The organism is Micromonospora sp. NPDC005299, assembly GCF_042872345.1.
Classification (GTDB): Bacteria; Actinomycetota; Actinomycetes; order Mycobacteriales; family Micromonosporaceae; genus Micromonospora.
This window is the reverse complement of the sequence record NZ_JBIAKG010000007.1, coordinates 290728-315186: the sequence shown is the minus strand read 5'-3', so window position 1 is coordinate 315186 and position 24459 is coordinate 290728. Positions and strand designations below refer to the sequence as shown.

Below are 24459 nucleotides of genomic sequence, written 5' to 3'. Positions count from 1 at the left end.
AGCGTTGTCGCGACGAAGGTCTCGGTAACGCGCGGGGAACCAAACCGGGGGGATGCACGGGGCGGCCGGGCCGTGAGCGGAAAGTCCGTTCACGACCGACCGCCCCGTGCGCTGTCCGCCGACCGGTCAGCGCCCCGTCGGCCAACCGGGCACGGGAGAAGAAGTCCACGCGCGTAAGGTGGAAGGCTGCGCAGCACTTCGTTCGACAGGAGCTTCCATGACCAGCACCCTCCCGGCGGCCCCCCGTGGCGCGTCGTCCGGAGCCCGGCCGAGCACCCTCGCCGAGGGCGACTACAAGGTGGCGGATCTGTCGCTCGCCGCGTTCGGGCGTAAGGAGATCCGGCTCGCCGAGCACGAGATGCCCGGGCTGATGGCGATCCGTCGCGAGTTCGCCGAGGCCCAGCCGCTCGCCGGCGCCCGCATCACCGGCTCGCTGCACATGACCATCCAGACCGCCGTCCTGATCGAGACCCTGGTCGCGCTCGGCGCGCAGGTCCGCTGGGCGTCCTGCAACATCTTCTCCACCCAGGACCACGCCGCGGCCGCGATCGTCGTCGGCCCGGAGGGCACCCCCGAGGCGCCGGCCGGCGTCCCGGTCTACGCCTGGAAGGGCGAGAGCCTGGAGGAATACTGGTGGTGCACCGAGCAGGTGCTCACCTGGCCCGACGGGCAGGGCCCGAACATGATCCTCGACGACGGCGGCGACGCCACCCTGCTCGTGCACAAGGGCGCCGAGTTCGAGAAGGCCGGCGTCGTGCCGCCGGTCGAGTCCGCCGACTCCGAGGAATACGCGGTCATCCTCCAGCTGCTGCACCGCTCGCTCGCCGAGGACGGCCAGCGCTGGACCCGGATCGCCGCCGGCATCAAGGGCGTGACCGAGGAGACCACCACCGGCGTGCACCGGCTCTACGAGATGCACAGGGCCGGCACCCTGCTCTTCCCGGCCATCAACGTCAACGACTCGGTGACCAAGAGCAAGTTCGACAACAAGTACGGCTGCCGCCACTCGCTCATCGACGGCATCAACCGGGCCACCGACGTGCTGATCGGCGGCAAGATGGCCGTCGTCATGGGCTACGGCGACGTGGGCAAGGGCTGCGCCGAGTCGCTGCGCGGCCAGGGCGCCCGGGTCGTGGTGACCGAGGTCGACCCGATCTGCGCCCTCCAGGCGGCGATGGACGGCTACCAGGTGGCCACCCTGGACGACGTGGTCGAGCAGGCCGACATCTTCATCACCGCGACCGGCTGCTTCAGCGTCATCACCCACGAGCACATGGCCCGGATGAAGCACCAGGCCATCGTCGGCAACATCGGCCACTTCGACAACGAGATCGACATGGCCGGCCTGTCGAAGCGCTCCGACGTGACGCGGGAGAACATCAAGCCGCAGGTCGACGTGTGGCGCTTCGAGGACGGCCACGCCATCATCGTGCTTTCCGAGGGCCGCCTGCTGAACCTGGGCAACGCCACCGGCCACCCGAGCTTCGTGATGTCGAACTCGTTCGCCAACCAGACCATCGCCCAGATCGAGCTCTACACCAAGACCGACGAATACCCGGTCGGCGTGTACGTGCTCCCCAAGCACCTGGACGAGAAGGTCGCCCGGCTGCACCTGGGCGCGCTCGGCGCCAAGCTGAGCACGCTCACCAAGGAGCAGGCCGCCTACCTGGGCGTGTCCCAGGAGGGCCCGTTCAAGCCGGAGCACTACCGCTACTGAGTTCCTGCCCGGAGGGGACCGGGGCCGGCCGCCGCGCGGCCGTCCCGGTCCCCTCCGCGTACGCGGGGGAAAGCCGCGGTGATCTGCACGTGTCGGGCTGCGGACGGTTCGGGTGACATGGCCATGAACGACTTGACGGCCGGCCCGATCAGTAGGAAGGTATGGCTGCCCTAAGTTAGCTGAGGCGTGCCTTACCGACTACGGAGTACCGATGTTCGCCACGTACCTGATCGGCCTGCGGGAGGGCCTGGAAGCGACCCTGGTGGTCAGCATCCTGGTCGCCTTCCTGGTCAAGTCGAACCGCCGCAACAGGCTGCCACACGTGTGGCTCGGGGTCGGCGCGGCCGTGGCGCTGTCGGTGCTCTTCGGCTGGCTGATCGAGTACACCTCGACCTCGCTGCTCCAGACCTCGGAGTCGCGGGAGCTCTTCGACGCCGTCACCTCCGTGGCGGCCGTCGTCTTCGTCACCTGGATGATCTTCTGGATGCGCAAGGCCGCCCGGAGCATCGCCGGTGAGTTGCGGGGCAAGCTCTCCGAGGCGCTCGCCGTCGGCGCGTTCGCGGTGGCCGGCATGGCCTTCCTCGCGGTCATCCGGGAGGGCCTGGAGACCGCGCTGATCTTCTACTCCGCCGCGAAGAGCACGGCCGGCGACACAGTCCGCGACGCCATGCTCGCTCTCGTCGGTGGCATCGTCACCGCCGTGGTGCTCGGCTTCCTGCTCTACCGCAGCGCCCTCAAGCTCAACCTCAGCAAGTTCTTCACCTGGACCGGCGCGCTGCTGATCCTGGTCGCCGCCGGCATCTTCAAGTACGGCGTGCACGACTTCCAGGAGGCCGGCGTGCTGCCCGGCCTCAACCAGCACGCCTTCGACATCTCCGGGGCACTCGACCCGAGCACCTGGTACGCGACGCTGCTCAGCGGCATGTTCAACATCACGCCCACGCCGAGCGTGCTGGAGATGGTGGCCTGGGTGGCGTACGCGGTGCCGGTGCTCCTGCTCTTCCTGCGCAAGCCGGCGACGCCGGCCGCCCCGGCCAAGCCGGCTGCCGACGTCCCCGACACCGCGCCGCAGCGCGCCTGACCCGCCCGTTTCCGAGGAGACACCACCGATGCGTACCACTCGATTCGTCGTGCCCGCCGCCGCCGGGGTGCTCGCCGTCGCCGGACTGGCCGGGTGCGGGGGCGGTGACGACCAGGACGCCAAGGCCGGCGGCCCGATCGCCGTCAAGGCCACCGACAGCGCCTGCGAGGTCGACAGCACCGAGATCGAGGCCGGCCAGGTGACCTTCAAGGTGACCAACTCCGGGTCCAAGGTCAACGAGTTCTACGTCTACGCCGCCGGCGACCGGGTGATGGGCGAGGTGGAGAACATCGCCCCGGGGCTGAGCCGCGAACTACGCGTCGAACTGCCCGCCGGCACGTACGAGACCGCCTGCAAGCCCGGCATGAGCGGCCGCGGCATCCGGGGCGCGCTGAAGGTCAGCGGCACGGTCGCGACCGTCGCCCCCGACGCCGCGCTCGGCCAGGCCACCGCGAGCTACCAGCACTACGTGCAGAGCCAGACCGCCGCCCTGCTCACCAAGACCGAGGAGTTCGTGGCCGCGGTCAAGGTTAACGACGTGGCCAAGGCCAAGGAGCTGTACCCGGTGGCCCGCACCTACTGGGAGCGGATCGAGCCGGTCGCGGAGAGCTTCGGCGACCTCGACCCGAAGATCGACGGCCGCGAGGAGGTCGTCGAGGAGGGCATGCAGTTCACCGGCTTCCACCGGATCGAGAAGGACCTCTGGACCACCGGCGACGTCAGCAAGGACGGCGCCATCGCCGACCAGCTCCTCGTCGACGTCAAGGCGATCGTGGCCAAGGCCAACGCCGAGAAGCTCACCCCGCTCCAGCTCGCCAACGGCGCCAAGGCGCTCCTCGACGAGGTCGCCAGCGGCAAGATCACCGGCGAGGAGGAGCGGTACTCGCACACCGACCTCTGGGACTTCAACGCCAACCTGGAGGGCTCGAAGGCCGCCATCGCCGCGCTGCGCCCCGCCCTGGAGCAGCGCTCGCCCGACCTGGTCAAGCAGCTCGACACCGAGTTCGCGGCCGTCGAGTCCGCCCTCGGCAAGCACCGGGCCGGCGACGGCTGGAAGCTGCACACCCAGCTCAGCAAGGCCGAGCTCAAGGAACTGTCGGACAGCATCAACGCCCTGGCCGAGCCGATCAGCAAGGTGGCCGCGGTCGTCGCGCGATGACGACCGGGTCCGGAGGTGACGTGATGAGCGAACCGAGCACCGACGAGGCGACGCGCGGAACCGGGATGTCCCGGCGCCGGGCCATCACCCTGGCCGGAGCCGGCGTGGCCGGCGTCGCCGGGGTGGCGGTCGGCGCGGGCACCCTGTTCGGCGGCGGCGACCAGGCGTCCGCCACCGAGACGGCGGCCGGCGCGGTCCCGTTCCACGGCGAGCACCAGGGCGGCATCACCACCCCGGCCCAGGACCGGCTGCACTTCGTCGCGTTCGACGTCATCACCAAGGACCGGGCCCGGCTGGTCGCGCTGCTCCAGGAGTGGACCGCCGCTGCGGCCCGGATGACCGCCGGCAAGGACGCCGGGCTGATCGGCGCGGTCGACGGCATGCCGGAGGCCCCGCCGGACGACACGGGCGAGGCGCTCGGGCTGCCCCCGTCGCAGCTCACCATCACCGTCGGCTTCGGCCCGACGCTGTTCCGCGACGCCCAGGGCAGGGACCGGTTCGGCATCGCCGACAAGCGGCCCGCCGCCCTGGCCGACCTGCCGCACTTCGCCGGTGACGCGCTCAAGCCGGAGCTCTCCGGCGGCGACATCTGCGTCCAGGCCTGCGCCAACGACCCGCAGGTGGCGGTGCACGCAATCCGCAACCTGGCCCGCATCGGCATGGGTGTGGTCAGCGTCCGCTGGTCCCAGCTCGGCTTCGGGCGTACCTCGTCGACGTCGCGGGGGCAGGCCACGGCGCGCAACCTGTTCGGCTTCAAGGACGGCACCGCGAACCTCAAGGCCGAGGACGCCGACCTGCTCCGCGAGCAGTTGTGGGCCCAGCCCGGCGACGGCGCCGACTGGATGACCGGCGGGTCCTACCTGGTCACCCGCAAGATCCGGATGCTGGTCGAGACCTGGGACCGCAGCCCGCTGGCCGAGCAGGAGATGATCGTCGGCCGGACCAAGGGCAGCGGCGCGCCGCTCGGCAAGCGCGCCGAGTTCGACGAGCCCGACTTCGCCGCCAAGGGCGACGACGGCGAGCCGGTGATCGCCGAGACCGCGCACGTCCGCCTCGCCCACCCCGACCAGAACGACGGCGCCCGCCTGCTGCGCCGCGGCTACAACTTCGTGGACGGCTCGGACGGGCTGGGCCGGCTCGACGCCGGGCTCTTCTTCATCGCCTACCAGCGGGACCCGCGCAAGCAGTTCGTGCCGATCCAGACCCGGCTCGCCCGCAACGACGCGATGAACGAATACCTGCGGCACGTCTCCAGCGGCCTGTTCGCCTGCCCGCCCGGCGTCCGCGACGCCGCCGACTGGTGGGGCCGGGCGCTCTTTTCCTGACCGGGTCAGCGCCGGGCGTCGACCGAGGTGGGCTGTCCGCGTACCGGATCGGGTTGGGTGGGGACGGCGCGGGACGGCGCGGCGGGCCGCAGCACGGCCGGTGCCGGCGCGGTGGCCGGCGCCGGCATCAGCTCGGGCCAGAGCGTGGCGGTGACCGCCCGGGCCCGGCCCAGCCGGTACGCCGCCCGGCGACCCCGCTCGGCCAGCACGGCGGCCAGGTACGCCGGCTCGGGCGCGGCCCACGGCGGGGGCGGCGAGGTGACCGCCGCGACCTCCGCCCACAGCTCCCGGCCCAGCCGGACCCGGTCCGGCCGGGCGAGCTGGTGCAACCGGCCCAGGTACTGCCGGACGGCCAGCGCCAGCCCGTCGTCCACCCGGCTCAGGTCGAGGGTGCCCGCCCAACCGAACAGCGGCGGCACGGGCTGCGGGGCCGGCCGCCACCCCCCGGCACCCCGGGTGTGCACCACCAGCGTCCCGGCCACCAGATCGCCCAGCCGCCGCCCGCGCGGGTCGGTCAGCATCACCGTCACGCTCGCCGCCCAGCTCAACAGCGGCAGCACCAGACCCGGCCACTCCACCGCCACGCCCACCAGCGCCCGGGTCAGCGACTGGCCGATCCCGACCGGGCCGCCGTCGGCGCGGACCACCCGCAGCCCCACGGCCAGCTTGCCCAGCGTCCGGCCGCCGACGAACCGCTCCATCAGCACCGGGTAACCGACCAGCACCAGCACCAGCAGCAGGAGCTGCATCCCGCCGGCCAGCGCGGCGTCCATGATGTCCCGCGGCAGGCTGAGCACCAGCACCGACAGCACCGCGCCCAACAGCAGCGCCACCACGAGCTGGGCCACCAGGTCGATCAGCAGTGCGAGCACCCGGGAGCCGAGCCGGGCCGCCCGGACGTCCAGCTCCACCGCCTCGCCGCTGACCAGACCGGCGTCGGCCCACGGTGCCGGTGGGGGAGGTTGCGCGACCACCCCGCCAGTGAACACTATGGGCGCCGGACGGGGGAGGGCGAGTGGATCTCGACGCGTACGTGGCCGAGCACGGCGCCGAGTGGCGGCGGCTGGAGCAGCTGACCGGCCGGCGCAGGCTGGATGCGGCCGAGGTGGACGAGTTGGTCGCGCTCTACCAGCGGGCCGCCACGCACCTCTCCGCGCTGCGCAGCCGGGCCCCGGAACCGGCGCTGGTCGGCCGCCTCTCCCACCTGGTGCTCGCGGCGCGGGCGCGGATCACCGGCCGCCCCCGGCCCTCCTGGGCGGCGGTGGGCCGGTTCCTCGTCGCCGACCTGCCGGCCGCCCTCTACCGGGCGTGGCCCTGGTGGTGCGCGGTGGCCACCGGGTTCAGCGCGCTCACCGCCTTCCTCATCTGGTTCGTCGCCGGCCACCCGGACACCGCGGCCGCGTTCATCGGCGCCGAGGCGGCCCGGCAGCTCGTCGACTCCGGCTTCGCCGGCTACTACACGGAGTTCACCGCGCCGACCTTCGCCTTCCACCTGTGGACGCACAACGCCTGGCTGGCCGCGCAGTGCCTGGCCGCCGGGGTGCTGGTGGTGCCGGTGTTCTGGCTGCTCTGGCAGAACGCGCTGAACATCGGCGTGGTCGGCGGGGTGATGGTCTCCTACGGCCGGGCCGACGTGTTCTTCGGCCTGATCACCCCGCACGGTCTGCTCGAACTCACCGGGATCTACGTGGCGGCCGGGGTCGGGCTGCGGACCGCCTGGGCCTGGATCGCGCCGCCGGCCCACCTGAGCCGGGGCCGGGCCGTCGCCGAGGCGGGCCGCTCGGCCATCGTGGTCGCCGCCGGCCTGGTCGGGCTCTTCGCGGTCTCCGCGCTGCTGGAGGCGTTCGTGACCCCGGCGCCGCTGCCGGTCGCCGTCCGCGTGGCGATCGGCGCGACGGTCTGGCTGGCCTTCCTGGCGTACGCGCTGCTCCTCGGCGGGCGGGCCGTCAGAGCTGGCCGAGGGACTTGAGCCGCAGGTAGGTGTCGGCGACCGCCGGGGCGAGCCGGTCGGCGGGGGCGTCCACCACGGTCACCCCGTGCCGGGACAGGGCGGCCCGGACACGGTCCCGCTCGGCGAGGGCCCGCCAGGCGGCCGCGGCGGCGTACGCGTCGTCGGGGCTCGCGGGCGGGGCGGTGGTGAGCCCGGCCAGCACCGGGTCGTGGGTGGCCGCGAGCACCACCCGGTGCCGGGCGGCCAGCCGGGGCAGCACCGGCAGCAGGCCCTCGCCGAGCGCGCCGGCCTCCAAGGCGGTGAAGAGCACCACGAGGCTGCGCTGCCGTTGCCGGCGCAGCACCTCCCCGGCGATCAGCTCGAAGTCGGTCTCCACGAGCGCCGGCTGGAGCGGCGCGACGGCGTCCACCAGCCGGGCGAGCAGCGCGGGCCGGCCGCTGCCGGTCACCCGGGCCCGGACCGCGGTGTCGGCGGCGAGCAGGTCGACCCGGTCACCGGCCCGGGCGGCCAGCGCGGTCAGCAGCAGCGCCGCGTCGATCGCGGTGTCCAGCCGGGGCTCGTCGCCGAGCCGGACCGCCGAGGTGCGGCCGGTGTCGAGCACGCAGACCAGCCGCCGGTCCCGCTCCGGCCGCCAGGTGCGTACCAGCACGTCGGAGCGACGTGCGCTGGCCCGCCAGTCGATGGAGCGGACGTCGTCGCCGACCACGTACTCGCGGAGGGTGTCGAACTCGGTGCCGTGGCCGCGCCCCCGGGTCACCTGGACGCCGTCGATGACCCGCAGCCTGGCCAGCTTCTCGGGCAGGTGCCGCCGCGAGTCGAAGCGGGGCAGCACGCGCAGCGTCCACGGCGGTGTGGCGGGGTGGCCGGCGCGCTGCCGGAACGCCAGCCGCAGCGGCCCGAGCGAGCGTACGGTCAGCGCCACCGCGGGCCGGTCGCCGCGCCGGGCCGGAGTGAGCCGGACCGGCAGGGTGGCCGTGGCGCCCGGTGCGACGGTGAGCACCCGCCCGGCGGGAAGGTCGGGCCGCGCCCCGGCCGAGGGCACCCAGGCGTCGCGTACCTGGGCGCGCAGGATGCGGGCGGAGGTGTTGGCCAGGTGCAGGGAGACCGTGGCGGTCCCGCCGAGCCGGACCGCGCGGTCGCCGGCCCGGGTGGCGGCGAGCCCGTGCAGCGGCGCCGCGAGCGTCCAGTCGAGGGCGACCAGCAGCAGCACCGCCGCGGTCAGCACGGCGACGCCGAGGAACGGCGCCGGCCAGGCCGGCAGGGTCGCCGCGCTCGCCGCGAGCAGCAGACCCGCCCGCCAGGTCATCGCGGCGTCGGCACGGTGGCCAGCACCGCGTCCAGCACGGCGTCCACGGTGACGCCCTCCAACTCCACCTCCGGGCGCAGCCGGAGCCGGTGCCGCAGGGTGGGCCGGGCGACCGACTTCACGTCGTCCGGGGTGACGTGGTCCCGGCCGGCCAGCCAGGACCACGCCTTGGCGGTGGCGAGCAGGGCGGTGGCGCCCCGGGGCGAGGCGCCCAGCTCCAGCGCCGGGGCGACCCGGGTGGCCCGGCACAGGTCCACGATGTAGCCGAGCACCGGCTCGGCCACGTGCACCGCGTGCACCGCCGCCCGGGCGGCGGCCAGGTCGGCGGCGGTGGCCACCGGGCGTACGCCGGCGGCGCGCAGGTCGCGCGGGTCGAAGCCGGCGTGGTGCGCCCGGAGCACGCCCAGTTCCTCGTCCCGGCCGGGCAGCGGCACGGTCAGCTTGAGCAGGAACCGGTCGAGCTGCGCCTCGGGCAGCGGGTAGGTGCCCTCGTACTCGACGGGGTTCTGGGTGGCCGCCACGATGAACGGGTCGGGCAGCGGGCGGCGCTCCCCTTCGACGGAGACCTGCCGCTCCTCCATGACCTCCAGCAGCGCCGACTGGGTCTTCGGCGGGGTGCGGTTGATCTCGTCGGCGAGGAGCAGGTTGGTGAAGACCGGCCCCTCCCGGAAGGTGAAGGCGGCGGTGCGCGGGTCGAAGATCAGCGACCCGGTCACGTCGCCCGGCATCAGGTCGGGGGTGAACTGCACCCGCTTGGACTCCAGGTCCAGCGCGGCGGCCAGGGTGCGCACCAGCAGGGTCTTGGCCACCCCGGGCACGCCCTCCAGCAGCACGTGCCCCCGGCAGAGCAACGCGATGACCAGGCCGGTGACGACGGCGTCCTGGCCGACGACGGCCTTGGCCACCTCGGCCCGCAGCCGATGCAGGGCGGCGCGGGCGTCGGGCTGCGCGGTGGGCGACGCGGCGGCGATGACGGGTCCGGTCACCGGAGGTCTCCTTCGGTCGGGTGGGGGGCCAGGGTACGGGTCAGGGCGTCCAGGTCGCGGGCCAGCTCCAGCAGCGCCCGGTCGTCCTCCGGGGCGGCGCCGTGCAGCAGCTCGGCCACCCGCTCCGGGTCGGCCCCGGCGTGCGCGGCGACCCGGGCGGCGACCTCGTCGGGCGGCGTGTCGGGGGGCAGGTTGAGCCGGGGCAGCAGCCGGTCCAGCGTGGCGGCGCGCAGCGTCGCGGCGGTGGTGTCCCGGGCGCCGGCCCGGCGGTAGAGGCGGGCCCGGCCGAGCACCGTCTCCGCGGCGCGGACCGTCACCGGCAGCGGCTCCGGCACGGGCGGGCCGAGCCGGCGGGCCCGCCACAGCACCAGCAGGAGCCCGGCCACGGCGAGCTGCGCCAGCACCGCCCAGAACCAGGGCGGGAACGCGTCCCAGAGCGGGTTGTGCCAGTTCGGCGGCGGGTCCGCCCGGTCGTCCGCGCGGCCGCCGGTGCGCCGGGGCAGCGGCGTCCCGCCGTCGCCGGGGCTCGGCGACCAGCTCGGCCCGGTCGGGGCCGGCGCGGCGCCGGGCAGGTCGAGCCAGACCAGCGGGCGGGCGCCGCCGAGCAGGCCGGTGGCGAGGGCCCGGTTGCCCCACTCGTCGATCCGGTCGTTGCGGAACGGGTCGCTGGCCCCGACCACCACCACCTCGGTGCCCCAGGAGATCCGGCGCAGCGCGCCCGCGTAGCACCGGTCGGCGCCGGACGGCCCGGCGTAGCGCTGGTGGTCCACGGCGGCGGTGCCGGCGCGGAGCGCCTCGGGCAGCCGGCAGGGCGCGCCGTCGGCGTCGGGCGGTACGGCCCGGGTCGCCCACCGGCGGTCGGTGGGTTCGAGCGGCACGGCCAGGCCGGTCAGCACCCGGCGGGACGGCTCGACCAGCACCAGCCGGCTGCCGGGAGGCAGCACGGTCAGGGCGGCCAGGGTGCCCGGGTGCACCAGCCCGGGAGCGGGCACGAAGAGGGTGGTCGGACCTGCTCCGGCGGCCCGCAGGGCGTGCAGCGTGTCGGTCTCCCGGCGGATCTGCACCCCCTGCGCGCGCAGCGCCTCGGCCAGCCGGCTGCCGCCGTCGTCGCCGGTGGCGACCGGGGCGAGGAAACCCCGATCGGTCGGGTCGGGCTGGTCCACGGCGTGCAGGACCAGGGTTGTCACGATCAGCAGCACGGCCAGCCCGATCGGGACCAGCAGCCGGTGCCACCGGCGGCGGGGCGCGGGCGGGGCCGCCGGCCGGGCCGGGTCGAGGGTCGCGGTCACCGGCGGTCCCCCTCGGCGGACAGCTCGCGACGCAGGTCGGCGGCGAGGTCCCGCATCCGGTGGTCGTGTGCGGCGGTGGCCGGGCGCTGGGCGTACCAGAGGTCGGAGAAGATCGCCGCGGCGGTGTGCAGGGTGGGCCGCACCTCGGGCCGGACCCGGGCCACGGCCGCGGTCAGTTCGGTGACGGTCAGCCCGGGGCGGGGCTCCACGAGCTGCCGCGCGACCAGCAGGCGGACCATTTCGCGCAGCCGTTCGCGGACCGCCTCGGCGTACCGGCCCTCGGCGGCGAGCCGGTCGGCGAGGCCGGCCCGGGCGGCAGGCGCCGGTTCGGGTGACCGGGGCGCGGGCACGGGCACCGCCGCCGTGTCCGGCCGGGCCCGGCGCCGCCGCCGGGGCAGCCGCAGCTTCGGCAGCCGCAGCCGGGGGAGCCGTGGCCGGGGCAGCCGCAGCCGGGGTAGCCGTGGCCGGCCGATCCGGGGCAGCCGGCGGGGCACCCAGGCCGGGAAGGAGTACCAGGCCAGCGCGACCAGCAGCGCCCCGGCCAGCAGGAGCAGGCCGGCCAGCGGCAGTGGTACGGCGTCCCCCAGCGCGGCGACCCTCTCGGTCCACCACCGGCTCACCGGGGCACCGCCAGCAGGACGGGTTCCGGGGCCGGGGCGCGGGAGAGCCGGATGTCCAGCCCCTCGGTGCGCATCCGGGTCTCCAGGTGCAGCACCGCGTCCAGGCAGGCCAGCGCCGGGTACGCGACCGCGTTCACGGCCACCCAGGCGACGGTGGCGACCGGCAGCGCCCAGGCGGCGACGTCGAAGAGGCCCAGCAGCCCGAGGCCGTGGTAGACACCCAGCCCGATGCCGAGCCGGATCAGCCACCAGCCCAGGTAGCCGAGCAGCCGGATGGCGGCGGCCCGCCCGCCGACCCGGACCGCCAGCCGCAGCGCCCGCCCCGGCGCCCGGTACGCCGGCACCCGGTCCACCACGAGCACCGGCACCACCGCGCCGAGCAACCCGTACGCGACGAACCAGGCCGGCCCGGCCAGCCCGGCGAGCAGGACCGTGCACCCGACCGCGGCCCCGGCCAGCAGGGTGGCGCCCCAGCGGGCGTCGCGAAGCAGCTCGCGTGGCCCGGTGCGGCGGCCCAGCAGCGCGGCCCCGGCGGCCCGGCCGGCCGGGTTGCCGAGCAGCGCGATGATCATGGCCTCGGTGCCGGCGCCGAGGGCGAGCAGCAGCCAGTACCACCCGAACCGGTCGGGGTCGGGCCACCACTCGGGCGGCCGGGCGCCGGCCAGCACCCGCAGCGGGTGCAGCAGGGCCTGCTCGCCGAGGGCCAGCAGGACGGCGAGCGGGACGAGCCCCCGGGCCTGGTCGCGCAGCAGCAGGACGGCCGAGTCGAGCAGTTCGCCGACGGTCAGCGGGCGGCGCGGGAGCACCGCGGTCGGGCCGACGTCGGGCACGGGTACTCCTGGCGGGCGGAGGGAGGTGGCGGGCGGCGACACGCCCGAGGGATCATGGTTGCACGGCGCGTCCGCGTCCGGTGGACCCCTCCGCCGGGGCGCGCCACGCGGGCGGCCACGCCGTCAGCTGTGGTGCCGGACGGCCCTCGGCGCTACCGTGCCGTGAAGACGGCGCACCCTCCTAACGAACGGGGATGGAACGATAAACCCCATGAGAGCCCGGGTACTGGTGGTCGACGACGACCCCGCACTCGCCGAGATGCTCGGCATCGTCCTGCGCAGCGAGGGTTTCGTGCCTTCCTTCGTCGCGGACGGAGAACGGGCACTGGCCGCGTTCCGTGACAGCCGGCCCGACATCGTCCTGCTCGACCTGATGCTCCCCGGCATGAGCGGCATCGACGTGGCCCGGGCCATCCGGGGCGAGTCCGGCGTGCCGATCGTGATGCTGACCGCCAAAAGCGACACGGTCGACGTGGTGCTCGGGCTGGAGTCCGGGGCCGACGACTACGTGGTCAAGCCGTTCAAGCCGAAGGAGCTGGTGGCCCGGATGCGGGCCCGGCTGCGCCGGGGCGAGGACGTGGCGCCGGAACTGCTCACCATCGGCCCGCCCGGCAACCAGATCACCATCGACGTGCCGGCGCACACGGTGAGCCGGGACGGCGAGGAGGTGAAGCTGACGCCGCTGGAGTTCGACCTGCTGGTCGCGCTCGCGCGCAAGCCGCGCCAGGTCTTCACCCGGGAGGTGCTGCTGGAGGTCTGGGGTTACCGGCACGCCGCCGACACCCGCCTGGTCAACGTGCACGTGCAGCGGCTGCGCGCCAAGATCGAGCCGGATCCGGAGCGACCCGAAATCATCCTCACCGTCCGAGGCGTGGGCTACAAGGCGGGCACCGGATAGCCTGGTCAGCACTGTGGTGACCTCCCCGCCCCCCGCCTCGCCGACCATCGCGCCCCGCCGGCTCCGCGCCGCGCGGGCGCTGTGGCGCTTCCTGGCCGGCCGCACGGCCCGGTTCGCCGCCGGGATGCACCAGACCTGGCGGAGGTCGCTCCAGCTTCGTGTGGTGACCATCACGCTGGTGGCGTCGAGCCTCCTGGTGGGCGGGTTCGCCTACCTGATCGCCGACAAGCTCACCAACATCCTGCTGGAGAACGCCGAGACCGACGTCCTGATCCGGCTGCGCAACGGCAGCGACTACGCCTCGAAGCAGTTCAACCTCTACAGCCAGCCGCAGGAGGCCCAGCTCCAGGACACCATCGACGGCACGGTCAACTATCTGGCCGGCGGTGACCCGGCGCAGACCAGCGGCGTGGTGGTGGCGATCACCGCCGACAACTTCACCAGCATCGAGCCGCGCACCTCCCCGGACGTGCAGGTGCGCCCGCTGATCAGCCGGGAGCTGCGGGCCTCGGTGGCGGCCGGCAACGTCGCCCACCAGATCCGCACCGGCACGCTCGGCGGCCAGCGCACCAAATACCTGGTCTACGGCTCCCCGGTGCCGACCCGGTTCGGGCAACTGGAGCTCTACTACCTCGTACCCCTGGCCCGGCAGGACGCCACGGCGGCCGACGCCCGAGCCACCGTGGTCGCCACCGGCGCGGCCCTGGTGCTGCTGCTCGGCCTGCTGGCGGCCCTGGTCACCCGCCTGGTGGTGACCCCGGTGCGGGTGGCCGCCCGGACCGCCCAGCGGCTCTCCGCCGGCCTCCTCGACCAGCGGATGGTGGTCAACGGCGAGGACGACCTGGCCCTCCTCGCCGCCTCGTTCAACCAGATGGCGACCAACCTGCAACGGCAGATCCTCCGGCTGGAGGAGATGTCCCGGCTGCAACGCCGGTTCACCTCCGACGTCTCGCACGAGCTGCGCACGCCGCTGACCACGGTCCGGATGGCGGCCGACCTGATCTTCGCCGAGCGGGACGACTTCGATCCGGCCGTGGCGCGCAGCGCCGAGCTGCTCCAGGCCGAGCTGGACCGGTTCGAGGAGTTGCTCACCGATCTGCTGGAGATCAGCCGCTTCGACGCCGGCTTCGCCATGCTCGACAGCGAGCCGACCGACCTGGTGCCGGTGGTGCACCGGGTGGCCGAGCGGCTGGGCGGGCTGGCCGAGCGGGTCGGGGTGGCCATCGAGATGGACCTGCCGGACAGCCCGGTGATCGCCGAGGTCGACCCGCGCCGGGTCGAGCGGGTGCTGCGCAACCTGGTCGGCAACGCCGTCGAGCACGGCGAGGCCAAGCCCGTGCGGATCACCCTCGGCGTGGACCAGAGCGCGGTGGCGATCACCGTGCGCGACCACGGCGTCGGGCTCAAGCCGGGCGAGGAGAAGCTCGTCTTCAACCGGTTCTGGCGGGCCGACCCGTCCCGGGCCCGGCAGACCGGCGGCACCGGGCTGGGCCTGTCGATCAGCCTGGAGGACGCCCGGCTGCACGGCGGCTGGCTGGAGGCGTGGGGTGCGCCCGGGCAGGGGGCCCAGTTCCGGCTGACCCTGCCGGCCCGCGCCGGGGACCGGCTGACCACGTCACCGCTGCGGCTGGTGCCGGCCGACGCCACCCTGCCGTTCGGCGGTCCGCGCGACGGCGGCCCGCTCGCCATCGGTCCGGGCAGCGGCGCGGGCGCCCTGGCCATCGGGCCGGCGGAGTCGGGTGACCGGGCCGAGGTGACGTCATGAGGCGGCGGGCGCTGGCGGTGCTGCTGGCCGGGCTGCTGCTCCCCGCCGGGTTGGCCGGGTGTGGGATCCCGCACGAGAGCGAGGTCCAGGTCGACGGCTCGGGTCCGGCCGCCGAGGCCGGCGCGCTCAACGGCAGCCCCGCACGGCCGCCGACCCCGACCGACAGCGCCGAGCCCGGCCCGTTCATCGAGAACTACCTGCTGGCGGCCGCCGCCGGTGAACGCGAGCAGGCGTACGCCCGGGTCAAGGAGTTCATCGCGCAGGAGGCGAAGAGTCGGCTGCGGGAGAAGCAGCAGAGCAGCGAGATCGAGCTGACCGTGGTCCGGCTCCGGGAGAAGCCCGAGGTCACCCCGCCGAACAACCAGGGCACCAGCGAGGTGACCGTCAAGGTGCAGCAGGTCGGTGTGCTGCGTGCCGACGGCACCCTGGCGCCGCCGGTGGCCAACGAGACCGAGTACGTGTTCAAGCTGCGCCGGGCCGAGCCGGCCGGCGGAGGGCTGCTGATCACCGACCTGCCGAACGTGCTGCTGATCAGCGACGACGCGCTGCGGCGGTACTACCCGTCGCGCACCATCTACTTCTGGAACTCCGATCAGTCGCGGCTGGTGCCCGACCTGCGTTACCTGCCCTTGTCGATGCCGGCCGAGCGACGGGTCACCGAGGTGGTGAAGTGGCTGACCGGCGGCCCGTCCGACTGGCTGGCCCCGGGCGTGACCGGGCTGCCCGACGGCACCCGGCCGATCAACAACGCCACCGGCGCGGACGGGCACTGGGAGGTCAACCTCACCATGCCGGGCGCCAACGACGAGCGGCTCGCCCTGCTCGCCACCCAGCTCGCCTGGGCCCTGCCCGAGCTGAGCGGCCAGCTCGACCTGAAGATCCAGAACCAGCAGCGGCGCACCGTCGACCTGGAGCAGGAACGCGCGGCGCACGCCGCGTACCCGGCCGGGGACCTTCCGTCGCGGTTCACCGTCTACGACGGGGCCATCCGCCCGTTGGCCATCGGCAACGAGCCGAGAAGCGGCGTCCCGCTGGCGCCGGCCGCCAACCGGAACGTGGTCTCCGCGGCGCTCGCGCACGTCGGCGACCAGGTGCTGGCCGCGCTGGTGGTGACGGACGCGGACCGCAAGCAGCGGCTCCGGGTCGGCTCGGGCCCGGAGCCGGTCGCCGTGTTCAACACCAGCGCCAGGGCGTACGGCGCGATCGGGCGACCCACCTGGCTGCGCTCCCTCGACAAGGACCAACCGGCCGGCCTGGTGGCGGCCGACGGCAAGCTCTACCGGTTCGACGGCACGGGAGCGATGAGCCTGGTTCCGCTGGCGGTCCCCGGCCCGGTCGTCGCGGTCGCCGGGTCACTCGACGGGCACCGGATCGCCCTGGTCAGCGGTGGTGCCCTCTACGTCGCGGCGGTCAGCGTCGACGGCGGCGTGGTCAGTGTGGGCCAGCCGCGCCGGCTGGTCACCCTGCTCACCAGCATCAGTGCCGCCGACTGGGTCGCGGAGAACGACCTGGTCCTCGCCGGCAACGAGGCGGACCGGCGGCCGGCCATCCACCAGATCACGGTCGACGGCGGCCGGGAGACCCCGCTCAAGCGGGACATCGGGGCCGAGGTGACCCAGTTGGCCGCGTACCCGGGCGGCGCGGTCGGCGGGCTGCCGTCGCTGTCGTACATGTACGAGGCGAACCGGACGGCCTATCGGAACAACCCGCTCGACACCATCAAGCGGGAACAGGTGCTGGACGTGCCGGCGGGCAGCCGCGCGACCAATCCGACCGCACCCTTCTTCCTCTACTGAGGCGCCGGTGCCGGGCCTGGGCGGACTCTGGTCGGACCTGACCGACCTGGTGCTGCCGGCCGTGCGCCGGCTGCGGGGAGCGCGTGCCGGGCCTGCGGCAGGGCTTCTGTCCGGGCTGCGTGCACGACCTGGCGGCGCTCACCCCCGCGGCGACCCGGCCCGACCCGGCCCCGGCCGGCCTGCCGCCCTGCGTCGCCCTCGGGCCGTACGCGGGCGCGCTGCGGAACGGGCTGCTGGCGTACAAGGAGCAGGGCCGGCACGGGCTGGCCCGGCCGCTGGGCGCGCTGCTGGCCGAGGTGGTCGCCGCGGCGGTCGGCCCGCGAGGCCCGGTGACCCTGGTGGCGGTGCCGGACACCGCGCAGGCGGCCCGGGCCCGGTACGGCGACCACCTGGACCGGCTGACCCGCCACGCGGCGGCGCGGCTGGGCGCGGCCGGCTGGCCGGTACGCGTGCTCCGGCCGCTGCGCGCGCTGCCCCGGCCGGACTCGGTGGCGCTGGACAGCGCCGGCCGCGCCGCCGCGGCCGAGGCGGCCTTCCGGCTGCGCCGGGCCGGCGGACCGACCGGGCCCGTGGTGCTGCTGGACGACATCGTCACCACCGGGGCGACCCTGGCGGCGGTGAGCCGCATCCTGCACGGGGCGGGAATGACGCCAAAGGTCGCGGCCGTGCTCGCCGCAACGCAAAAGCGGCACCATCAGTGACGCTTCGTGTTTCCGTTTCACCCCATGGTGTATGAGCTGTTAAATTTCGCGGCCTCTCCCGGCAACTGGGGGTGACTGGTGGCCGAACAGGAGTTAGCGTTTTCGTGTCGGGGGTAGGAGGGTTGCCAACCTTCCCCCGGCCTTGGAAGGAGGCGTAGCCGTACACCATCGGTCGACGCCGAACGGGGCTCTCCCTGGGTGCGTCGACCGGAAGATCCGGACCGAACGACCGTCCGAACAAGGGAGGTCACGTGGACATCGTGGTCAAGGGCCGTAACGTCGAAGTGCCGGACCATTACCGGGTGCACGTAGCCGAAAAGCTCGCGAAGATCGAACGCTACGACCACAAGCTCATTCGCGTGGACGTCGAGTTGTTCCACGAGCGCAATCCGCGCCAGGCCGATCATTGCCAGCGGGTGGAAATCACCTGCGTGACGCGCGGTCCGGTGATCCGGGCCGAGGCCTGCACGAATGATTTCTACAGCGCGCTGGATGCCGCCATCGCCAAGCTGGACACCCGCTTCCGCCGGGCGGCCGACCGCCGCCGGGTGCACCGCGGCCGGCACGCGCCGCTCTCCGTCGCCGCCGCCACCGCCGACCTGCCGGTGGCCGATCTGGACGGGCCCGGCCTGGCGGCGCTGAACGGGCACGCGACGGCCACCGCCGTCGCGGAACGGCCCGACGAGGGCAGCTACGAGGAACACGACGACCAGCCGTGGCACATCGCGCGGGCGAAGGTGCACCCCGCCGAGCCGATGACGGTCGACGACGCGCTGTTCCAGATGGAACTGGTCGGCCACGACTTCTACCTGTTCCAGGACAAGGAGTCCGGCCGCCCGAGCGTGGTCTACCGCCGGCACGCCTACGACTACGGGATCATCTCGCTCGACACCTGACCCCTGACCACCCCTGGGGACACACCGGCCGGAGGCCGTGGTGGGAGACCACCACGGCCTCCGCCGTCAGCCGGTGCGGTCGCCCGACAGCCGGCCGAAGATCAGCGAGTCGACCCGGGTCCCGTCCGGGCCGGGGAGCCGGCCGCGCAGCAGCCCCTCCCGCCGGAAGCCGGCCTTCGCCAGCACCCGCTGCGAGGCGAGGTTCTCCGGCCGGGTGCCGGCCCAGAGCCGGGCCAGCCCGACCTCGAACGCCCAGCCGGCGACGAGGCCCACCGCCCGGGTGGCCAACCCCCGGCCGCGGGCCTCGGGCAGCATGCTGTAGCCGAGCATGGCCTGGCCGGTGGCGGGCTCGTCGTACACCAGGGCGCAGCCGCCGGCCACCGCACCGGTCGTCGCGTCGAGGATCACCAGGTCGGCCGAGCGGCCGGCCAGCCAGTGGCTCTCCGCCAGCCGGCAGCGCCGTTCGATCGACTCCCGGTCCGGCGCCACCGGCGGGACCCGGCTCGCCACCACCTCGGGCCGGGTGTGCAGCCGGTACATCGGGTCGGCGTCCTCCGGCCCGAGCCGCCGCAGCGTCACCACGCCGTCGGTGAGCCGGCCGTCGGGCAGGTCCGGCAGCAGCCGAGCGGTCGGACCGGGCGGGTCGTCAGCGAGGCGTACCCAGGCCACCAGGTCGTACCGGGCGCCGTCGCGCGGGGCGCTCGCCGCCCGCCGGACGCCCTCGTGCCGGTAGCCGCAGGCCAGCGCCACCCGCTGGCTCGCCCCGTTCTCCTGGTGGGTGAGCAGTTCCAGCCGGGCCGCCCCGGCCGTGAAGGCCGCCGCGGTCAGGGCCCGGGTCGCCGCGCCGGCCACGCCCCGGCCCCGGGCCGCCGGCACCACCCAGTAGCCGATCTCGAGGTGCCCCCGCTCCGCGCTGATCGACGTCAGCCCGATGCCGCCGAGCAGCCGGTCGGTGTCCCGGTCGGCGATGGCGTACGCGGCACCGCCGGCCGCCCATGCCGCCGGCGCGCCCTCGGTGATCCACCAGTGGGCGCTCTGCGCGGTGTACGGGTCGGGCATGGCGGGGATGAACCGCCGGGTCTCCGGGTCGGCGCAGCCGGCCACCACCTCCGGCGCGTCGGCCGGGCGGAACGGCCGCAGCCGCACCCCGTACGCCTCAATGGTCTCCGGCGTCATCACAGGTCCTCCGGGAGCAACCCGCCGATCCAGACGTCCTGCCGTTCCCCGCGATGCTGGACGCCGCCGCGGAGGGTGCCCTCGACGGTGAAGCCGGCCTTCTCGGCGGCCCGGCGGGACGCGGTGTTGCCGACGTTGGCCCGCCACTCGATCCGGGCCAGGCCGAGCGTGGTGAAGCCCCAGGCGCACAGCGCGGCCAGCGCGGCCGGCAGGTAGCCCCGGCCCCGGGCGTGCGGCGCGGTCATGAAGCCCACGTCGGCGACGAGCGGGGCCCCGGGGGCGATGCGCAGGTCGATGGAGGCGACGTAGCGGTCCTCGGCGTCGGCGACCGCGTAGGAGGCGCCGGTGCCCCGGGCCCAGGCCGCCTCCGCGATGTCCCGCAGGAAGCCCTCGGCGTGCTCCCGCTGGTAGGGGTGCGGCACCGTGGTCCAGCGGATGGTCTCCTCGTCGCGGCACGTGGTCACGAGCGCGTCGATGTCGCGCTCCTCCAGCGGGCGCACCCGCAGCTCGGTGGCGCCGGCGGTGGCGAACAGGACCGGCTGGGGCCGGCCGAAGACCGCGGCCCGGCGGGCCTCCAGGGTGTCCGGGCCGTAGCGGGAGGGTTCGCCCGGTGCCCCCAGCTCGTGCGGCAGGAGGGAGCCGATCCAGCCCTCCGGGCGCCCGTCGACCGCGGGATGGGCCAGCCGCAGCTCGCCCTCGACCCGGAAGCCGGCCCGGAGCGCGACCAGCCGGGAGGCGTGGTTGCCGACCTCCGCCTGCCAGGTCACCCGGCGCAGCTTGAGCGCGTCGAACGCCCAGCGGGCGACGGCCCGGGTGGCCCGCACCGCCACGCCCCGGCCACGGGCCCAGGGCGCGGTCCAGTAGCCCACCTCGGCGGAGTCCAGGCCGCGGTCGACGGAGACGAGGCCGCAGGAGGCGAGCAGCTCGCCGGTGTCGGCGTCGCAGACCGCGAACGGCGCCCCGGTGCCCTCCGCCCAGGCTGTCCCGCTGATCGTGGTCACGAACCCGAGGGCGTGCTCGGGCAGGTACGGGCGAGGTACGGTGGTCCAGCGCTGGATGTCCGGATCCTGGCAGGCGCGGTGCACCGCGTCGGCGTCCTCCGCCCGCCAGGGTCGCAGCAGCAGGCCGTCCTCGATGATCTCCACAGGCTCCACCAGAGCCATCGTGCCGGATCGTTCGCGTACGGCGTAACCCGATTACCGCCGGTCAGCGCGCCCGCTCGGCGTTATGTCGGGTTCGCTGCCCCGGACCGCCGCCACCAGTGACCATCGCCGCGGCGGAGCGCCTACGATGGTTCGAGACTGTCTAGGGGAGCGTTGATCCGTGTCGATTCTGGAAAAGGTCCTTAGCGCGGGCGCGGGCCGTATGGTGCGCCGGCTCAAGGCCATTGCCGCCGCCGTCAACTCGATCGAGGACGACTACGTCAACCTCAGCGACGACGAGCTGCGGGACATGACCGACCAGTTCAGAGAGCGGCTCGCCGACGGTGAGACCCTCGATGACCTGCTGCCCGAGGCGTTCGCGGTGTGCCGGGAGGCCGCCGCCCGTGTGCTCGGCCAGCGGCCCTACGACGTCCAGGTGATGGGCGGCGCGGCGCTGCACTTCGGCAACATCGCCGAGATGAAGACCGGTGAGGGCAAGACCCTGACCTCGGTCATGCCGGTCTACCTGAACGCGCTCGCCGGCAAGGGCGTGCATGTGATCACGGTGAACGACTACCTGGCCGAGCGCGACGCCGCCTGGATGGGCCGGGTGCACGAGTTCCTCGGCCTCAGCGTGGGCGTGGTGCTGCCCAACCGGCCGGCCACCGAGCACCGCGCGGCCTACGAGTGCGACATCACCTACGGCACCAACAACGAGTTCGGCTTCGACTACCTGCGCGACAACATGGCGTGGTCGAAGGAGGAGCTGGTCCAGCGCGGCCACTTCTTCGCGGTGGTCGACGAGGTCGACTCGATCCTCATCGACGAGGCCCGGACCCCGCTGATCATCTCCGGCCCGGCCGAGCACTCCGCCCGCTGGTACCAGGAGTTCGCCTCCGTGGTGGCCCGCCTCCAGCCCGGCACCGACGGCGAGGGCGACTACGAGGTCGACCACGCCAAGCGCACCATCGCCATCACCGAGCGCGGTGTCGCCAAGATCGAGGACCGGCTCGGCATCGACAACCTCTACGAGTCGGTGAACACCCCGCTCGTCGGCTACATGAACAACGCGATCAAGGCCAAGGAGCTCTACAAGCGCGACAAGGACTACATCGTCAGCGACGGCGAGGTCCTCATCGTCGACGAGTTCACCGGCCGCATCCTGCACGGCCGCCGCTACAACGAGGGCATGCACCAGGCGATCGAGGCCAAGGAGGGGGTGGAGATCAAGCAGGAGAACCAGACCCTGGCCACCATCACCCTCCAGAACTACTTCCGCCTCTACGAAAAGCTCTCCGGCATGACCGGCACCGCCCAGACCGAGGCGAGCGAGTTCAACAAGGTCTACAAGGTCGGCGTCGTGACCATCCCGACGCACCGGCCGATGGTCCGCCTCGACCGGGCGGACGTCATCTACAAGACCGAGAAGGCCAAGTTCAACGCCGTGGTCGAGGACATCGCCGAGCGGCACGAGCAGGGCCAGCCGGTGCTGGTCGGCACGGTCTCCGTCGAGAACTCCGAGATCCTGTCCCACCTGCTGCGCCGCCGCGGCATCCCGCACTCGGTGTTGAACGCCAAGTTCCACGCCAAGGAGGCGGAGATCGTCGCCCAGGCCGGGCGCAAGGGCGCGGTCACCGTCGCCACCAACATGGCCGGCCGCGGCACGGACATCCTGCTCGGCGGCAACCCCGAGTTCCTCGCCGCCAACGAGCTGCGCCAGCGCGGCCTCGACCCGGTCGAGCAGCCCGAGGAGTACGCCAAGGCGATGGAGGAGGTCCTGCCCACCTGGAAGCAGGCCTGCGACGTCGAGGCGGAGGAGGTCGCCGCCGCCGGTGGCCTCTACGTGCTGGGCACCGAGCGGCACGAGTCGCGCCGGATCGACAACCAGCTGCGCGGTCGCGCCGGCCGGCAGGGTGACCCCGGCGAGTCCCGCTTCTACCTGTCGCTGCAGGACGACCTGATGAAGCGCTTCCGGGCCGGTGCCGTCGAGGCGGTGATGGACCGCTTCAACATCCCGGAGGACGTGCCCATCGAGTCGAAGATGGTCACCCGCCAGATCAAGAGCGCACAGGCCCAGATCGAGGGCCAGAACGCCGAGATCCGCAAGAACGTCCTCAAGTACGACGAGGTGCTCAACAAGCAGCGCCAGGTGATCTACGCCGAGCGCCTCCGGGTGCTCAACGGCGAGGACCTCTCCGAGCAGGTCCGCAACATGATCGACGACGTGGTCGGAGCGTACGTGGTGGGCGCCACGAGCGACGGCTACGCCGAGGACTGGGACCTCGACCAGCTCTGGTCCAACCTCAAGCAGCTCTACCCGGTGGGCATCACCGTCGACGAGCTGGAGGAGGAGGTGGGCTCCCGGGCCGGCCTCGACCAGGACTTCCTGCTCGCCCGCCTCAAGGAGGACGCGAACGCCGCGTACGACCGGCGCGAGGAGCAGCTCGGCGAGGAGGCCGCACGCCAGCTCGAGCGGATGGTCCTGCTCCAGGTGATCGACCGCAAGTGGCGCGAGCACCTCTACGAGATGGACTACCTCCAGGAGGGCATCAGCCTGCGGGCGTACGCCCAGCGCGACCCGGTCATCGAGTACCAGCGCGAGGGCTTCGACATGTTCGCCACCATGATGGACGGCATCAAGGAGGAGACGGTCGGCTTCCTCTACAACCTGGAGGTGCAGGTCGAGGAGCCCGAGCCGGAGGCCGAGGAGGTGCAGCTGCTGGAGAAGCCGGTGGAGATCCGGGCCAAGGGTCTCAACCGCACGCCGCAGCAGCAGGGCCTGCAATATTCGGCGCCCTCCGTCGACGGCGAGGCCGGCCGTGGCGCACCGGTGCTGGAACGTGCCGAGGAGCAGGCGCCCGCGCTCGGCATCGGCCGCCCCGAGACGTCGGAACGCCCCGCCGCCTCCACTCCGCGCCGGACGGCCGGGATGAGCGGCCAGGCGGTCGCGGCGAGCACGGCCCGGCGGGCCGCGCCCGGCCAGGTCGACGGCGCCGGCGAGGGCCCGTCCCGCAACGCGCCCTGCCCGTGCGGCTCCGGCCGCAAGTACAAGCGCTGCCACGGCGCCCCCAACGGCGGCAACTGACCGCCCCCGCACCAGCCCGACGGGCCCCGGCCACCGGCCGGGGCCCGTCGGCGTCTCCACCCCAACCTCCAGGGGATCAGAGGGCGTCGAGGACGGTGCAGAGCCAGGTGCCGCGGCGGTGTTCCAGGCGCGGGGCGATCGCCCAGCTCGCGCCGCCGGCACCCGCGAGCACGGCGGCGGCCTCGACCGCGCCCGTCCGGGGCTCGCAGACCCGCAGCCGGCGGAGTTGGAGGACGGGCCGGGCGGTGCGGCGGCGGGCCGGGCCGACCCGGCGGGCGGCGCGGGCCAGCTCGGCGGTCACCCGGGTGGCGGCCTCGGGCAGGCACAGCGGCCGGAGCTGCGCGGGTGGGCGGTAGCCGTTGACGATCTCCAGAAAGGTGCGGACGAACCGGTGCGCCGCCCGGGCCGCCTCGGGGGTCGCGGTCACCAGGGCGGCCGGTGGAGGGCCGGCCGAGCGCTCCGGCCCGGCCGGCACCGGCCGGACGTCGGCGCCCCGGCCGCTCAACCGGTCCGTGCCCCGGCCGGCGGGACGGTCGGGGTCCCGGCGACGCGGGTCGAAGAGGTCGAGAGCGAGCTGGTCGACGTTGCCCCAGGCGTCGCCCCAGGCCGGGTCCTGGTCGGTGCAGGGCGGGGCGGGCCGGAGCCGAACGGGGGGACGCGGTGCCAGCGGGCGGCGGGTGTCGACCATCCTCAACCCCTGTTCCTTGCGTTTGCCTGCGTTTGCCTTCGATGGTTA

General features: G+C 74.1%; 19 protein-coding genes and 1 pseudogene. 11 read left to right on the top strand and 9 right to left on the bottom strand.

All coding sequences use genetic code 11. From position 1 onward, the window contains the following. Positions 1 to 217 precede the first annotated feature (217 nt). From ahcY to efeB, 4 genes are all read left to right on the top strand, one after another. Positions 218 to 1717 (top strand): adenosylhomocysteinase, encoded by a 1500-nt coding sequence (gene ahcY, locus ACFYPD_RS21920; protein WP_387116372.1) that lies wholly within the window; start codon positions 218 to 220, stop codon positions 1715 to 1717. 211 nt (positions 1718 to 1928) lie between these two features. Beyond that, positions 1929 to 2798, top strand: a complete 870-nt coding sequence (gene efeU / locus ACFYPD_RS21915) for an iron uptake transporter permease EfeU (protein WP_387116369.1) — start codon at positions 1929 to 1931, stop codon at positions 2796 to 2798. A gap of 28 nt (positions 2799 to 2826) precedes the next feature. Further along, positions 2827 to 3957 (top strand): iron uptake system protein EfeO, encoded by a 1131-nt coding sequence (gene efeO / locus ACFYPD_RS21910; RefSeq protein WP_387116366.1) that lies wholly within the window; start codon positions 2827 to 2829, stop codon positions 3955 to 3957. Beyond that, the gene (gene efeB / locus ACFYPD_RS21905; protein ID WP_387116364.1) at positions 3954 to 5282 is read left to right on the top strand and encodes an iron uptake transporter deferrochelatase/peroxidase subunit; all 1329 of its coding nucleotides are present in this window, start codon (positions 3954 to 3956) and stop codon (positions 5280 to 5282) included. Before efeO ends, efeB begins: the two co-directional genes overlap by 4 nt. A gap of 5 nt (positions 5283 to 5287) precedes the next feature. Here the strand turns inward: efeB and ACFYPD_RS21900 are convergent, their stop codons facing one another. Next, the gene (locus ACFYPD_RS21900; protein ID WP_387116361.1) at positions 5288 to 6256 is read right to left on the bottom strand and encodes an RDD family protein; all 969 of its coding nucleotides are present in this window, start codon (positions 6254 to 6256) and stop codon (positions 5288 to 5290) included. A gap of 41 nt (positions 6257 to 6297) precedes the next feature. Here ACFYPD_RS21900 and ACFYPD_RS21895 point away from each other — a divergent pair, with 41 nt between their 5' ends. Further along, complete coding sequence (locus tag ACFYPD_RS21895; RefSeq protein WP_387116359.1) at positions 6298 to 7251, top strand: stage II sporulation protein M; 954 nt, start codon at positions 6298 to 6300, stop codon at positions 7249 to 7251. Here ACFYPD_RS21895 and ACFYPD_RS21890 read toward each other — a convergent pair. Genes ACFYPD_RS21890 through ACFYPD_RS21870 form a run of 5 tightly spaced genes read right to left on the bottom strand, consistent with a single transcriptional unit; the run spans position 7229 to position 12264 of the window. Then, positions 7229 to 8539, bottom strand: a complete 1311-nt coding sequence (locus tag ACFYPD_RS21890) for a DUF58 domain-containing protein (protein ID WP_387116356.1) — start codon at positions 8537 to 8539, stop codon at positions 7229 to 7231. The two genes, ACFYPD_RS21895 and ACFYPD_RS21890, sit on opposite strands and share 23 nt — an antisense overlap. Next, positions 8536 to 9510 (bottom strand): AAA family ATPase, encoded by a 975-nt coding sequence (locus ACFYPD_RS21885; RefSeq protein ID WP_387116518.1) that lies wholly within the window; start codon positions 9508 to 9510, stop codon positions 8536 to 8538. The genes ACFYPD_RS21890 and ACFYPD_RS21885 overlap by 4 nt, the downstream gene beginning before the upstream one ends. Before the next feature lie 11 nt (positions 9511 to 9521). Beyond that, on the bottom strand, positions 9522 to 10814 hold the full coding sequence (locus ACFYPD_RS21880) for a DUF4350 domain-containing protein (RefSeq protein WP_387116353.1): 1293 nt from the start codon (positions 10812 to 10814) through the stop codon (positions 9522 to 9524). Next, positions 10811 to 11434: a DUF4129 domain-containing protein gene (locus ACFYPD_RS21875; RefSeq protein WP_387116351.1), complete on the bottom strand. Its 624-nt coding sequence runs from the start codon at positions 11432 to 11434 to the stop codon at positions 10811 to 10813. The genes ACFYPD_RS21880 and ACFYPD_RS21875 overlap by 4 nt, the downstream gene beginning before the upstream one ends. Next, positions 11431 to 12264: a hypothetical protein gene (locus ACFYPD_RS21870; RefSeq protein ID WP_387116349.1), complete on the bottom strand. Its 834-nt coding sequence runs from the start codon at positions 12262 to 12264 to the stop codon at positions 11431 to 11433. Before ACFYPD_RS21870 ends, ACFYPD_RS21875 begins: the two co-directional genes overlap by 4 nt. A gap of 211 nt (positions 12265 to 12475) precedes the next feature. Between ACFYPD_RS21870 and mtrA the strand changes: the two genes are divergently transcribed. The 5 genes and pseudogenes from mtrA (at position 12476) to hpf (ending at position 18320) form a co-directional block, all read left to right on the top strand. Then, positions 12476 to 13162: an MtrAB system response regulator MtrA gene (gene mtrA, locus ACFYPD_RS21865; protein WP_387116346.1), complete on the top strand. Its 687-nt coding sequence runs from the start codon at positions 12476 to 12478 to the stop codon at positions 13160 to 13162. A gap of 124 nt (positions 13163 to 13286) precedes the next feature. Next, a complete protein-coding gene (gene mtrB, locus ACFYPD_RS21860) occupies positions 13287 to 14927 on the top strand; it encodes an MtrAB system histidine kinase MtrB (protein ID WP_387116516.1) in 1641 nt (546 codons plus the stop codon). Continuing rightward, positions 14924 to 16723 carry an LpqB family beta-propeller domain-containing protein gene (locus ACFYPD_RS21855; RefSeq protein WP_387116343.1) on the top strand — a complete coding sequence of 600 codons (1800 nt, stop codon included), beginning with the start codon at positions 14924 to 14926 and terminating at the stop codon, positions 16721 to 16723. The genes mtrB and ACFYPD_RS21855 overlap by 4 nt, the downstream gene beginning before the upstream one ends. Positions 16724 to 16730: 7 nt before the next feature. Then, a pseudogene (locus ACFYPD_RS21850) lies at positions 16731 to 17424 on the top strand (ComF family protein). Between the two features lie 251 nt (positions 17425 to 17675). Beyond that, on the top strand, positions 17676 to 18320 hold the full coding sequence (gene hpf / locus ACFYPD_RS21845) for a ribosome hibernation-promoting factor, HPF/YfiA family (protein WP_387116340.1): 645 nt from the start codon (positions 17676 to 17678) through the stop codon (positions 18318 to 18320). A gap of 66 nt (positions 18321 to 18386) precedes the next feature. Here the strand turns inward: hpf and ACFYPD_RS21840 are convergent, their stop codons facing one another. Next, complete coding sequence (locus ACFYPD_RS21840; RefSeq protein ID WP_387116337.1) at positions 18387 to 19496, bottom strand: GNAT family N-acetyltransferase; 1110 nt, start codon at positions 19494 to 19496, stop codon at positions 18387 to 18389. Next, a complete protein-coding gene (locus ACFYPD_RS21835; protein WP_387116334.1) occupies positions 19496 to 20659 on the bottom strand; it encodes a GNAT family N-acetyltransferase in 1164 nt (387 codons plus the stop codon). Before ACFYPD_RS21835 ends, ACFYPD_RS21840 begins: the two co-directional genes overlap by 1 nt. Before the next feature lie 160 nt (positions 20660 to 20819). Between ACFYPD_RS21835 and secA the strand changes: the two genes are divergently transcribed. Continuing rightward, entirely contained in the window at positions 20820 to 23723 is a 2904-nt protein-coding gene (gene secA, locus ACFYPD_RS21830) for a preprotein translocase subunit SecA (RefSeq protein WP_387116331.1), read from the top strand. 76 nt (positions 23724 to 23799) lie between these two features. Here secA and ACFYPD_RS21825 read toward each other — a convergent pair whose 3' ends face one another. Beyond that, positions 23800 to 24411: an Rv3235 family protein gene (locus ACFYPD_RS21825; protein WP_387116513.1), complete on the bottom strand. Its 612-nt coding sequence runs from the start codon at positions 24409 to 24411 to the stop codon at positions 23800 to 23802. Positions 24412 to 24459: the final 48 nt, after the last annotated feature.